The organism is Burkholderia sp. BCC0398 (genome assembly GCF_902833245.1).
GTDB classification, from domain to species: Bacteria; Pseudomonadota; Gammaproteobacteria; order Burkholderiales; family Burkholderiaceae; genus Burkholderia; species Burkholderia sola.
In genome coordinates, this window is sequence record NZ_CADFEM010000012.1 from 24,198 (window position 1) to 37,013 (window position 12,816).

General features: G+C 70.1%; 12 protein-coding genes and 1 pseudogene. 7 read left to right on the forward strand and 6 right to left on the reverse strand.

Translation table 11 applies throughout. The features are described from left to right. The first annotated feature begins 13 nt into the window (after window positions 1-13). On the forward strand, window positions 14-847 hold the full coding sequence (locus HWX76_RS24820) for an OmpW family outer membrane protein (RefSeq protein WP_089488059.1): 834 nt from the start codon (window positions 14-16) through the stop codon (window positions 845-847). A gap of 190 nt (window positions 848-1,037) precedes the next feature. Here HWX76_RS24820 and HWX76_RS24825 read toward each other — a convergent pair whose 3' ends face one another. Beyond that, window positions 1,038-1,967 carry a LysR family transcriptional regulator gene (locus HWX76_RS24825; protein WP_050011854.1) on the reverse strand — a complete coding sequence of 310 codons (930 nt, stop codon included), beginning with the start codon at window positions 1,965-1,967 and terminating at the stop codon, window positions 1,038-1,040. A 94-nt stretch (window positions 1,968-2,061) separates the two neighbouring features. On the opposite strand from HWX76_RS24825, the gene HWX76_RS24830 reads away from it, so the two are divergent. Continuing rightward, the gene (locus HWX76_RS24830) at window positions 2,062-3,351 is read left to right on the forward strand and encodes an MFS transporter (RefSeq protein WP_176016506.1); all 1,290 of its coding nucleotides are present in this window, start codon (window positions 2,062-2,064) and stop codon (window positions 3,349-3,351) included. 89 nt (window positions 3,352-3,440) lie between these two features. Here HWX76_RS24830 and HWX76_RS24835 read toward each other — a convergent pair whose 3' ends face one another. From HWX76_RS24835 to HWX76_RS24845, 3 genes are all read right to left on the reverse strand, one after another. Continuing rightward, window positions 3,441-4,079, reverse strand: a complete 639-nt coding sequence (locus HWX76_RS24835) for a LysE family translocator (RefSeq protein ID WP_176016507.1) — start codon at window positions 4,077-4,079, stop codon at window positions 3,441-3,443. A 76-nt stretch (window positions 4,080-4,155) separates the two neighbouring features. Further along, a complete protein-coding gene (locus HWX76_RS24840) occupies window positions 4,156-5,151 on the reverse strand; it encodes an NAD(P)-dependent oxidoreductase (RefSeq protein ID WP_256975440.1) in 996 nt (331 codons plus the stop codon). Window positions 5,152-5,203: 52 nt separating this feature from the next. Next, window positions 5,204-5,437 carry a hypothetical protein gene (locus HWX76_RS24845; protein WP_012327737.1) on the reverse strand — a complete coding sequence of 78 codons (234 nt, stop codon included), beginning with the start codon at window positions 5,435-5,437 and terminating at the stop codon, window positions 5,204-5,206. A gap of 359 nt (window positions 5,438-5,796) precedes the next feature. On the opposite strand from HWX76_RS24845, the gene HWX76_RS24850 reads away from it, so the two are divergent. The 4 genes from HWX76_RS24850 to HWX76_RS24865 are packed head-to-tail and all read left to right on the forward strand — an operon-like array spanning window position 5,797 to window position 10,054. Beyond that, on the forward strand, window positions 5,797-7,002 hold the full coding sequence (locus tag HWX76_RS24850; RefSeq protein ID WP_176016508.1) for an efflux RND transporter periplasmic adaptor subunit: 1,206 nt from the start codon (window positions 5,797-5,799) through the stop codon (window positions 7,000-7,002). 5 nt (window positions 7,003-7,007) lie between these two features. Next, window positions 7,008-7,706, forward strand: a complete 699-nt coding sequence (locus HWX76_RS24855; protein ID WP_050011849.1) for an ABC transporter ATP-binding protein — start codon at window positions 7,008-7,010, stop codon at window positions 7,704-7,706. An 18-nt stretch (window positions 7,707-7,724) separates the two neighbouring features. Further along, window positions 7,725-8,879 carry an ABC transporter permease gene (locus HWX76_RS24860; RefSeq protein ID WP_050011848.1) on the forward strand — a complete coding sequence of 385 codons (1,155 nt, stop codon included), beginning with the start codon at window positions 7,725-7,727 and terminating at the stop codon, window positions 8,877-8,879. An 8-nt stretch (window positions 8,880-8,887) separates the two neighbouring features. After that, a complete protein-coding gene (locus HWX76_RS24865) occupies window positions 8,888-10,054 on the forward strand; it encodes an ABC transporter permease (RefSeq protein ID WP_050011847.1) in 1,167 nt (388 codons plus the stop codon). Between the two features lie 22 nt (window positions 10,055-10,076). On the opposite strand, the gene HWX76_RS24870 is transcribed toward HWX76_RS24865, so the two are convergent. Then, window positions 10,077-11,408: a carotenoid oxygenase family protein gene (locus HWX76_RS24870; protein WP_050011846.1), complete on the reverse strand. Its 1,332-nt coding sequence runs from the start codon at window positions 11,406-11,408 to the stop codon at window positions 10,077-10,079. A gap of 15 nt (window positions 11,409-11,423) precedes the next feature. Next, window positions 11,424-12,056 (reverse strand): DUF2239 family protein, encoded by a 633-nt coding sequence (locus tag HWX76_RS24875; protein ID WP_050011845.1) that lies wholly within the window; start codon window positions 12,054-12,056, stop codon window positions 11,424-11,426. Between the two features lie 121 nt (window positions 12,057-12,177). Between HWX76_RS24875 and HWX76_RS24880 the strand changes: the two are divergent. Further along, a pseudogene (locus tag HWX76_RS24880) lies at window positions 12,178-12,702 on the forward strand (substrate binding domain-containing protein); the annotation flags it as partial. Between the last annotated feature and the right edge of the window lie 114 nt (window positions 12,703-12,816).

Genomic DNA, 12,816 nt, shown 5'->3' on the forward strand with positions numbered 1-12,816 from the left:
GGGGAAAGCCGTGATGAAGAAAACCCTTCTCTGCGCGGCGGCCGGCGCCGCCGCCGTGGCGCCGCTCGCCGCGCACGCGCAGAGCGCCGGCAGCAACGTCGTCACGCTGGGCTGGTTCCACATCATGCCGCAGCAGAGCAGCACGCCGATGACGACCAACGTCGCGCCGACGCCGATCAACACGCCGCTGCGGCTGCCGCCGTCGTTCACGTCGGCCGGCACCGGGCTGCACACGAGCGGCGCCGACACCGTCGGCCTGACGGTCAGCCACTTCCTGACCGACCATATCGCGGTCACGTCGGTGGCCGGCGTGCCGCCGGTGTTCAAGGTGTCGGGCCAGGGCACGATCAAGCCGCCGGGGCCGGCCGGCGCGCTCGGCACGCAGAACATCGGGCTGGCCTCGGTCAATCCGATCGTGAAGAGCGTGCGGCAGTGGAGCCCGGCGGTGATCCTGCAGTACTACTTCGGGCAGGCGACCGCGAAGTTCCGCCCGTTCCTCGGCCTCGGCGTGTCGTACAACTGGTTCAGCGACCTGCAGCTCAATACGAACTTCATCAAGCAGACGCAGGACAACCTCGGCGCGATCCTCGCGGCGGGCGCGGGCAAGCCGGGTACGACGTCGGTGGAGGCGAAGGCATCGTCGTCGTGGCAGCCGGTGTTCAACGCGGGCCTGCAGTACAACCTGACGGAACACTTCGGGCTGGTCGCGTCGGTGACCTACATCCCGCTGAAGACGACGTCGACGGTGACGATCAAGGCGGCGGACGGCTCGGTGCTCGCCGAGTCGAAATCGGACCTGAAGGCGGACCCGATCATCAGCTACGTCGGGATGACATACAAGTTCTGAGCGCGGCGGCCGTCGGCGGATGGAAATGGAGCGCTGCGACTCAATCGCAGGCAAAAAAAAGCCCGCCTGATCGGCGGGCTGAATCCATATCAGAGGAGACATGGAGGAGACAGGTGCAATCATATCGAATCGGTTTCCGCAATGCAACATTTCCGTAGAGAAAATAAGGATTTTCCCTCGAACGCGGCCTCTACTTCTCCGTCACGGCGCCTGACCCCTTTCCGCTCTCCCGCTCCAGCACCTCGCCCAGTGCGTCGCGCAGCAGCGCGACCGGCCGCATGAGGCGGCCCGGCAGCGTGCCGTGCACGATCCATACGTTGATCCGCGTTTCCAGCCCCGCCGTTTCCACCACCCTCAGCGCATCGCGATGCGCGCTGCGCGCCAGCGCGTTCGGCGGCGCGATGCCGATGCCGGCGCCGCGCGCGACGAGCGACAACTGCAGTTCCGAGCCGAATGCCTCGACCGCGACGTCGAACGGCAGCCCGGCCGCGCCGAGCGCGCGGCTCAGCGCCGAACGCATCCCACAGCCGTCCTGGCTCAGTACCCACGGAAAGCCCGACAGCGTGTCGAGCGACAGCGGGCCGTCCGGCAGCGGGAAATCGCGTGCGGCCACGAGCACCGTCGGCTGCGTGGCGAGCAGCGTCGCCGTCAATGCGTCCGGCAGCGCCGCGCTCGCGGGCACCATCACGGTCGCGACGTCGAGCGCGCCGCGCTCGATGCCCTGCACCAGCGCGGGCGACCAGCCGGCCGTCACGCGCAGCGTGAGGCGCGGAAACGCGTCGCGCAGCCGGTCGATCGGCCGCTCCAGCGCGAGTTCGGACAGAAACGGCGGCACGCCGATGCGCAGCTCGCCCGACGGCTCGCTGTCCGGTGTGCCCGCCGCCATCAGTTCGTCGACCGCGCCGAGCACGTTGCGCGCGAGCGCGTAGACGTCGCGCCCGGCGGCGGTCGGCTTCAGCGGCTTGCTCTGCCGTTCGAGCAACGGCACGCCAAGCAGCGTTTCGAGGTTCTGCACGCGCCGCGTCAGGCCCGGCTGCGTCAGGTGGAGCTTCGCGGCCGCGGCGACCATCGACCCGCTGTCGACGACCGCGACGAACGCCTGGAGATCACGCGTATTCAAAACAAACTCGCATAATCATGTTAGACATATTTCAATTGTCGCATAAAGATCGGGCGCCTACGATGGGCGTTCCTTCGACTCCTCCTGGTTTGCAATGAACTGCCCTGCCAATCGTTGCTCCGCCCCCGTTTCTCCGACCGTCGCCGCGCCCGCGCCGCCTGCACTGAGCACCGGCATGACGCTGTTCTTCGCCGCGACGGTCGGCGTGATCGTGATGGACCTGTTCGCCGCGCAGCCGTTGACCGGCCCGATCAGCGCGGACCTGCACCTGCCGCCCGGCCTCGCGGGCCTCGTCGCGATGCTGCCGCAGCTCGGCTATGCGGCCGGGCTCGCGTTGCTCGTGCCGCTGGTCGACCTGCTCGAGAACCGCCGTTTGATCGTCGCGACGCTCGCCGTCTGCGCGGCCGCGCTCGCGCTGCCCGCCTTCACGCAGTCGGGCGCCGTGTTCCTGCTCGCGACGCTCGCGGCCGGCGCCGCGTCGAGCGTGATCCAGATGCTCGTGCCGATGGCCGCGTCGATGGCGCCCGACGCGCAGCGCGGCCGCGCGGTCGGCAACGTGATGAGCGGGCTGATGCTCGGGATCCTGCTGTCGCGGCCGCTCGCGAGCCTGATCGCGGGGTCGGCAGGCTGGCGCGCGTTCTATCTGCTCGCCGCGCTCGCGAACGCGGCGATCGCGGTCGTGCTCGCGCTGCGCCTGCCGGCGCGCACGCCGTCGATCACGGCCAGTTACCGCGCGTTGCTCGCGTCGATGGGACGGCTGCTTGCCGACGAACCGGTGCTGCGCCGGCATGCGCTGTTGGCCGCGCTCGCGATGGCCGCGTTCAGCGCGTTCTGGACCGCCGTCGGGCTGCGGCTCGCGCAGCCGCCGTTCGCGCTCGATCTGCGCGGCATTGCGCTGTTCGCGTTCGCCGGCGCCAGCGGCGCGATCGTCACGCCGCTCGCCGGCCGCGCGGGCGACCGCGGCCACGGCCCGACCGCGCAACGGCTCGCGCACGGCACGATGCTCGCGGCGCTCGTCGTGCTCGGCATCGCCGGCGCACGCTGGTTCGGCTTCGATGCGCACGCGCATCGCGGCGTCGCGCTCGCGCTGCTGGCCGGCGGCGCGGCGCTGCTCGATGCGGGCGTGATCGTCGATCAGACGATCGGTCGCCGCGCGATCAACCTGCTGAACCCGGTCGCGCGCGGACGCCTGAACGGGCTGTTCGTCGGGCTGTTCTTCGTCGGCGGCGCGCTCGGCGCGGCGCTCGCGGGCAGCGCGTGGGCATGGGGCGGCTGGAGCGCGGTGTGTGGCGTCGGATTCGCGTTCGCCGGCGCGGCGACCGTGTTCGGGCTGGCGACCGGACGCGGGCCCGGCGCGGCGGCGCTGGATCGGCCGCGTGCGTGAGCACTCACCGGTGAAGCGGCGCCCAAAAGCCGAACGCCCCACCCTCTTGCGAGAGATGGGGCATTCGGTACGCCGGGGTCGGCCGGGAATCAGTGACGGACCAGCGCCATCATCGCGCCGAAGCCGACGAACAGCCCGCCCGTCAGCCGGTTGAACACCTTCGCGACGCTCTGGCTCTTCAGCGTGGCGCCGATGCGCGTGCCGAACGCCGCGTAGACGAGATACCAGCTCACCTCGATCACCGCGAACGTGACGACGAGGATGCCGAACTGCGGCAGCGTCGGCTCGGCCGCGTTGATGAACTGCGGCAGCAGCGCGGCCGCGAACAGGATCGCCTTCGGGTTGCTGCCCGCGACCAGGAAGCCGTTGCGGAACAGCGCGACGCGCGATGTCGAGGCCGCTTGCGACGACACCGCATCGACGTCGGCCACCGGCGCGTCGTCCACGCGCGCGCGCCACGCCTTCACGCCGAGATAGATCAGATAGGCTGCGCCCGCGAAGCGCAACGCATCGAACGTCGCCGGCCATGCTTCGAGCACCGCGCCGAGCCCGGCCGCGGAGACCGCGAGCATCAGCACCAGCGCGCTCAGGCAGCCGGCCATCGTCGCGGACGAGCGCCGCAGCCCGTGGCGCGCGCCGTGCGTCATCACGAGCAGCATGTTCGGGCCCGGAATCGCCGACACGACGAACACCGTCGCCACGAAAAGCCACCACGTATGCAAGTTCATGACTGCCTCTGCCTGAAATGAATGTAGGGAAAACGGACTGTCGATTATGCCGTGCGCACCGCGCTTCTGTCGCGTGTCAGCGGCCCGCGCGGCGCAGCGCGGCCTCGCCGAGCACCGCGAAATCCTGGTCGCCGCCGCCGTGCGCGAGCGCATCGAGCAGGCTGTCGCGCACGACGCTCGCCACCGGCAGCGGCACCGACGTCGCGTCGCCGGCCTCCAGCGCGAGCCGGACGTCCTTCAGCCCGAGCCGCGCCTTGAAGCGCGCGGGCTCGTAGCGCCGCTCGGCGATCATCGCGCCGTAGCCTTCGTAGACGGGCCCCGGAAACACGCTGCTGGTGATCACGTCGAGGAAATCGCGCATCGCGACGCCGTGCGCGCCGAGCAGCGCGGACGCCTCGCCGAGCGTCTCGATCGCCGACGCGAGCGTGAAGTTCGCGGCGATCTTCGCGACGTTCGCGTGCTGCGGCAGCGAGCCGAAGCGCCAGGTCTTCTGGCCGATCGCATCGAACAGCGGCTGCATGCGGTCGATCGCCTCGGCCGGGCCGCCGGCCATGATCGTCAGGCGCGCGGCGGCCGCGACGTCGGGCCGGCCCATCACCGGCGCGGCGACATAGTCGATGCCGCGCGACGCATGCGCGTGCGCGAGCGATTCGGCGAGCGCGACCGACACGGTCGCCATGTTCACGTGGATCAGCCCGCGCGGCGCCTGGGCCAGCAGCGCGTCGTCGAACACCGCGCGCGCGGCCGCATCGTCGCCGAGCATCGAGAACACCGCGTCGCCGCGAAACGCGTCGGCCGGCGTGTCGACGATCTGCGCGCCGAATGCCGCGAGCGGCTCGGCCCGCTCGCGCGACCGGTTCCAGACCCGCACCGTGTGGCCCGCCTTCAGCAGGTTCGTCGCGATCGCCTGCCCCATTTCGCCCAGCCCGATAAACCCGAGATCCATGTCTCGCTCCTTCGCTCCGTGAAGCCGCGAGTTAAACACAGATGCCGGCGCGCTGCAGCGCCTGCCGCCGGCCGGGCGCGGTGCGCATTCGGCGCCTGAAAAACAAAACCCCGCATGCCGGAGCATGCGGGGTTGGCCGACCGATGACCGGCAACGCCGGCCGTGGCGGCGGAACCGCTTAGTTCTGCGTGCCTGCGTCGTTCGTGCCGGCGGCCGATGCGGCTGCAGCCTTCGCCTGGCCCTTCTTCGAGCCGTGGTGCTTCAGCTGGTGCTTCGGCTTGCTGTGATCCTTCTTGGCCGGTGCCGATGCGGCAGCCGACGTGTCGGCTGCCGGCGCGGACGCCTGTGCGAATGCCGAAACCGATGCGAGTGCGAATGCTGCGGCGATGATCGAAGCGAGCGTCTTCTTCATTGTTCTTCCTTTAGCGGAGAAAAAATCAAACGTACCGGTAAGTAAAGATGCGAGGCATTCGCACCGGAGCCCCAGGCCGCGAGGCTGGCTTTCGCCGTTCCGTCGCGACAAAACCTGACGCACTGGTTCCATAACGCACCGCATTCGCGGCAAGTTGACACGTTGCTTGCATCCTCGGGTTTCCCCGGGGGCGGGCGCGTCGGCCGGCGCCGGCGGGCCGGACGGGCCGCCGCCGCACGGCGCCGCAAACCGGCTCGCGCGGCGCCGGAGCGACGCTTATACTGGCGTCCATCCGTCCCTTTCCCCGGAAACCGGATCGCGGCCGGTCGCACGACCGCCGCCGTCTCGAGGCGCTCAAATTGCCCGATCACAATCTGGACAAACTGAAAATCGACCGGCGTCCGATCGCCCCGGTGCCGCGCCGGCGCCGCTGGGCGCGCTATGCGGTCGCCGCCGCGCTCGTCGTCATCGCGATCGTCGCCGGCCTCGCGCTCACCGGCCGGCCGACCGTCGACACCACGTCCGTCACGTCCGCCTACCCGTACCAGAACGATACGCAGCTCAATGCGACCGGCTACGTCGTGCCGCAGCGCAAGGCCGCGGTCGCGTCGAAGGGCCAGGGGCGCGTCGAGTGGCTCGGCGTGCTCGAAGGCACGCGCGTGAAGCAGGACCAGATCATCGCGCGTCTCGAAAGCAACGACGTGCAAGCGTCGCTCGCCCAGGCGCGTGCGCAGGTGCAGGTGTCCCGTGCGAACCTCGGCGTCGCGCAGGCGGAACTCAAGGATGCGGAGATCGCGCTGCGCCGCACCGCCGCGCTCGCGCCGAAGGGCGCCGTGCCGGCCGCGCAGCTCGACACCGACACGGCGCGCGTGAACAAGGCGCGCGCGACGCTCAACAGCGACCAGGCCGCGATCGTGTCGGCCGAAGCGAACGCGCAGGCCGCGCAGGTGGCGGTCGACCAGACGGTGATCCGCGCGCCGTTCGACGGCATCGTGCTCGCGAAGCATGCGAACGTCGGCGACAACATCACGCCGTTCTCGTCCGCGTCGGACAGCAAGGGCGCGGTCGTGACGATCGCCGACATGGAGACGCTCGAGGTCGAGGCCGACGTCGCCGAATCGAACATCGCGAAGATCCGCGCCGAGCAGCCGTGCGAGATCCAGCTCGACGCGCTGCCCGACATGCGCTTCGCGGGCCGCGTGTCGCGCATCGTGCCGACCGTCGACCGCTCGAAGGCCACCGTGCTCGTGAAGGTGCGCTTCGTCGACCGCGACGAACGCGTGCTGCCCGACATGAGCGCGAAGATCGCGTTCCTGTCCAAGCCGGCGACGCCGCAGGACCGGCAGCCGGTGACGGCCGTGCAGGCGAGCGCGGTCGTGGAGCGCGACGGCCGGCCGGTCGTGTTCGTCGTGAAGGACGACGCTGTACATGCGGCCGCCGTGACGAAGGGCGCGCGGATCGGCGAGCTGGTCGCCGTGCGCGGCGTGAAACCCGGCGACACGGTCGTGCTCGCGCCGGGCGCGAAACTGAAGGACGGCGCGAAAGTGACCGTCGCGAAGAAGTAGCGCGCGTGAACGACGCCCGGCCACCCCTCGTCGAGCTCAGCCACGTCGCGAAGTCGTACCGGCGCGGCAACCAGATCGTGCCCGTGCTGACCGACATCACGCTCGACATCGGCGAAGGCGACTTCGTCGCGCTGATGGGGCCGTCGGGCTCCGGCAAGAGCACGCTGCTGAACCTCGTGGCCGGCATCGACCGGCCCGACAGCGGGGAACTGCGCGTCGGCGGCCTCGACATCTCGCAACTCGCCGAGGCGCAACTGGCCGAATGGCGCGCGGCGAACGTCGGCTTCATCTTCCAGTTCTACAACCTGATGCCCGTGCTCACCGCGTTCGAGAACGTCGAGCTGCCGCTGATGCTCACGCACCTGTCGCGCCGCGAGCGGCGCGAACGCGTCGAGCTCGTGCTCGACATGGTGAATCTCGGCGATCGCACGAGCCATTACCCGTCCGAGCTGTCGGGCGGCCAGCAGCAGCGCGTCGCGATCGCGCGCGCGCTGATCACCGATCCGGTGCTGATCGTCGCCGACGAGCCGACCGGCGACCTCGACCGCGCATCGGCCACCGACGTGCTCGCGATGCTGCAGCGGATGAACGCCGAGCTCGGCAAGACGATCATCATGGTGACGCACGACGCGCACGCGGCCGGCGCCGCGCGCTCGCTCGTCCATCTGGAAAAGGGGGAGCTGATCGATGGGCACGCGGCCTGATCGACGCGAGCGCGCGCGATGTACGTGCTGAAGCTGATCGCGCGCAACGCGCTGCGGCACCGGCTGCGCACGCTGCTGACCGTGCTCGGGCTCACGATCGCCGTGCTCGCGTTCGGGCTGCTGCACACCGTCGTCGATGCGTGGTACGCGGGCGCGGCGGCCGCGTCCAGCGGCCGGCTCGTCACGCGCAACGCGATCTCGCTGGTATTTCCGCTGCCGGTGAGCTACGAGAACCGGATCCGCGGCGTCGACGGCGTGACGGCCGTGGTCCGCTCGAACTGGTTCGGCGGCATCTACCGCGACCCGAAGAACTTCTTCGCGAGCTTCGCGGTGTCGGAGAACTATCTCGACCTGTATCCGGAATTCATCCTGCCGGCGCAGCAGCGCGCCGACTACGATCGCGACCGCCGCGGCTGCCTCGTCGGCCGCCAGCTCGCGACGCAGTTCGGCTTCAAGGTCGGCGACGTGATTCCGCTGAAAGGCACGATCTATCCGGGCACGTGGGACTTCGTCGTGCGCGGGATTCTCGACGGTCGCGACGACTCGACGATCACGCGTCAACTGGTGTTCCACTGGGATTACCTGAACGAGACGGTGCGCAAGCGCACGCCGAAGCAGGCCGACCAGGTCGGCGTGTTCGTGCTCGGCGTCGCGAACCCCGACGACGGCGCGTCGATCGCGCGCAACGTCGACGCGGTGTTCAAGAACTCGCTCGCCGAAACGCTGACCGAGACCGAGCAGGCGTTCCAGCTCGGCTTCGTCGCGATGTCGAACCAGATCATCGCGGCGATCCGCCTCGTGTCGTACGTGGTGATCCTGATCATCATGGCCGTGATGGCCAACGCGATGGCGATGAGCGCGCGCGAGCGCACGGCCGAATACGCGACGCTGAAGGCGCTCGGCTTCGGCCCCGGGTTCCTCGCGCTGATCGTGTTCGGCGAATCGGTCGTGATCGCGGTGGTCGGCGGCGGGCTCGGGATGCTCGCGACGCCGCCCGCCGCGAACCTGTTCAAGCAGGCGGCGGGCGGCATTTTCCCGGTATTCAAGGTGTCGACCGAGACGGTCGTGCTGCAGGCCGCGTGCTCGGTCGCGGTCGGCTTCGCTGCGGCAATCGTGCCGGCGTGGCAGGCGGCGCGCGTGCGCGTGGTCGAAGGCCTGCGGGCGATCGGATAGAGACGCGCATGGCGATCCCGCTCACCTACATCGCACGCAACCTGTGGACCCGGCGGCTCACCACCGCGTTGACCGCCGGTGGCATGGCGCTCGTGATCTTCGTGTTCGCGACGGTGCAGATGCTCGATGCGGGGCTCACGAAGACACTCGTATCGACCGGCGAACCCGACAACGCGGTGGTGATCCGCAAGGGCGCCGAGACCGAGATCCAGAGTTCGATCGACCATCAGCAGGCCAATGCGCTCGAGATGCATCCGGCCGTCGCGCTCGGTCCCGACGGCCGGCCGCTCGTGTCGAAGGAGGCCGTGGTGCTGATCTCGCTCGTGAAGACGTCGACCGGCAAGCCGTCGAACGTCGTGATCCGCGGCGTGTCGCCGGCGGGCCTCGCGCTGCGGCCGCACGTGACGCTCGTGGCCGGCCGCCCGTTCGCGCCGGGCTCGTCGGAGATCGTCGTCGGCAGCGCGATCGCGAAAGGCTTCAGCGGCACGCAGCTCGGCGATCGCCTGCACTTCGCGCAGCGCGACTGGACCATCGTCGGCATCTTGGACGCGGGCGGCAGCGGCTTCGATTCGGAGATCTGGGGCGACGTCGACCAGCTGATGCAGTCGTTCCGGCGCACCAGCTATTCGTCGATGGTGCTGCGCATCCCGAGCGCCGACGGCTTCGCGCGCTTCAAGGCCGACATCGACGTCGATCCGCGCCTGACCGACGAGGCGAAGCGCGAGCAGACCTTCTACGGCGACCAGTCGAAGGCGCTGTCGACGTTCATCAACATCCTCGGCATCACGCTGTCGACGATCTTCTCGATCGCCGCGATGATCGGCGCGATGATCACGATGTATGCGTCGGTCGCGAACCGCGTGGCCGAGATCGGCACGCTGCGCGCGCTCGGCTTCAAGCGCACCAACGTGCTCGCCGCGTTCCTGCTGGAGGCGTTGCTGCTCGGCTTCGTCGGCGGCGTCGCGGGGCTCGCGTGCGCGTCGCTGATGCAGTTCGCGTCGTTCTCGACGACCAATTTCCAGACCTTCTCGGACCTGTCGTTCCGCTTCGTGCTGACGCCCGCGATCGTCGTGAAGACGCTCGTGTTCTCGCTCGTGATGGGGCTCGTCGGCGGGTTCCTGCCGGCGATGCGCGCCGCACGACTGAAGATCGTCGACGCGCTGCGCGCGCAGTGACGCGCGCCGCCGACGCGCACGTTCAACGTTCGCGCGGCACCCACGCGCCGTGGAACCCGGCCGGCACGCGGCGCGGCAGATGCACGGTCGCGACCGGCCCCGCGTCGATCGCGCGCGCATCGAGGATCACGACGTCGCTCGTATCCGTCGCCGCGCGGTAGACCATCACCAGCAGCCAGCCGTCGTCCTCGTCGGCGCCGCCCGGGCGCGGCACGAACACCGGCTCGCCGTTCTGGTCGCCGGCCGGCACCGCGTAGTGCGTGGTCGTGCCGCGCGCGTGGTCGAAGCGCATCACGCCGCGCATTTCCGCGTTGTTCGGCTGCTCGACCGCATATAGATAGCGGTAGCCGCGCCCGGTCCGGCTTTCGTTGATGCGCGGCAGCTCGATGCCGCCGTCGGCGAGCGGCCCTTCGTCGATCAGCCCGTTCGCGGTGTCGATCACGTACCGCCACAGCTCGCCGACCGGGTTGTCGGCGAAGCGGCCCGTGCGCGCGTCGAGCCGCAGGAACGACGGATAGCGCACCGCGTCGAGCACGATGCACGACGCGTCGCAGTCGTACGCGTTCACGACGTGCTGGATGAAGCACGGCTCGACGCCGAACCAGCGCACGTCGCCGCCGTGGCGCGGCAGCACGCCGATGCGCGCGGGCCGGTCGTCGTGCCAGCGCAGCGGCATCCGGTGGCCCTGCTTCAGCAGCGAGAAGTCGTAGCCGACGTTCAGGTCGAGCAGCAGGCTGCGGGTTTCGGTGATCGCGAGGTCGTGCATCATCGACGGCGCGCCCAGCTCGATCTCGAAATCGACGCGCGGCACGCCGAGCGCATCCGCGACGCCGTAGCGCAGCCACGGTGCGCGCCAGTCCGCGCGAAACAGGATCAGCTCGCCGGTTACCGGATCGACCTTCGGATGCGCGGTCATCGCGCCGTCGAAGCCCGCGTGCCGCGTCGGCGCGCCGAACGAATCGAGCGCGGCGGTGATCGCGAGCGGCGCGCCGCCCTCGGCCAGCGCGAGCAATTCGCCCGCATGCTGCAGCACGCTCACGTTCGGATTGGTGTCGGGCAGATGCGGCGCCTGCCCCGGTGCATGGACGGCGGCCCAGCGCCGCGTGCGCGCCCAGCGGTTCCGGTAGCCGGCCGCGCGGCCGTCGTCGAACGCGATCGCATGCAGCATCGCGGCCTCCGGCCACCACGACAGCATGTCGTTGCCGTCGAAGCGGCCGCCCGGCGGGTTCGGGCCGTTGCGCAGCAACGTGCCGTCGAGTTCGCGCGGAATGGCGCCCGTCACACGCAGGTCGACGACGTCGACTTCGTCGGCGACCGGCGCGATCGCGCCGCGGTTCAGGTCGAATACGGTCATCGCGTCGGCGCTCCGTCAGCAGTCGTCGGCGGCCGGCGGCAGATCGCCGCGCGCCAGTGCGAGCGCATGGTCGCGCACGTCGTCGGGCCAGCCGGCGATCAGTTCGGCCAGCCGCGCCGGATCGTTCGCATACAGTGCCCGCGCGGCTTCCTCGAAACCGGGCAGGTCGCCCGCCATCGCCGACATGAAGTGGTATGCGCGCGCCTGCGCGTCGCGCTGCCGGTCGGCCGCCGCATGCGTGCGTCGCGCGTCCTCGACGAGCTTGCGCAGCGCGACCGACGCACCGCCCGGCTGCGCGCCGAGCCATTCCCAGTGGCGCGGCAGCAGCGTAACCTCGCGCGACACCACGCCAAGCTTCGGCCGGCCGCGGCCGCGCTGTTCGCCTGCGACCGCGCCGCCCGGCTCGCCGGCGCTGCCGGCTGCGTCGCCCGACGGCGCCGCATAGCGCGCACGGATGTCGTCCGCCGTACCGCGCAGGTCGAGGTCGATCGAGCGTCCCGTCGCGTCGTCGAAGATCAGGATCGTGCCGGGCGTCGCGTCGCCGGCCGCCTGCCGGACCGCGAGCGCGACCGTCGCAAGCGGGCCCGACGCGAGCCGCCGATGGCCGTCGAAGGCCGTGTACGAAGGAAGAAGCGTGGAAGAGGTCATCGTGGTCGCCCGGGGGCTGGAATCGTAATGACGCTATTTTCATCCGGGTATTAATTGGATGTCAATATTATCCGGGTAAAAAAATCGTCGCCACCGAATCCTGCCTGGCGACCGGCGCGGCCGCCTCGTCGACATCGCGCAGGAAGGCTTCGACATCGCGGTGCGCAGCCATTTCGCACCGTTGCCCGATTCCGCGCTCGTGCAACGGCCGCTCGCGGCGTCGCCGATCGTCGTCGTCGCGGCGCCAGCCTATCTCGCGCGGGCCGGTACGCCCGACATGCCGGCCGACCTCGCGCAGCACGACGGGCTTCACCCGGGCCCGCAGCCATGGCGGCTGCAGCGCGGCGGCGATGCCGTCGACGTGACGCCGCGCCTGCGGCTGCAGGCCGACGAATCGACATTGCTCTTGCAGGCGGCAACGGCCGGTCTCGGCCTCGCGTGCCTGCCCGACTGGATCGCCGGCGCCGCGCTCGCATCCGGCGCGCTCGTGCGCGTGCTGCCCGGCTGGCGCGCGGGCACCGTCACGACGACGCTGCTGATGCCGCATCGGCGCGGCCAGTTGCCCGGCGTGCGCGCCGCCGTCGAGTTTCTGGCGCAGCACGTGGCGCGCCATCACGGCGCCGGCGCGGACCACGCACGCGCATGACCGCCCACTTCATTCGATCGATTCAAATGCTGAATCGATCAAGTCAGCAATTGGCATGAAAGCGCAAATATCGACATGACAGAATGGCCCGGACGCTCTGCCTGCCTCGGCGTC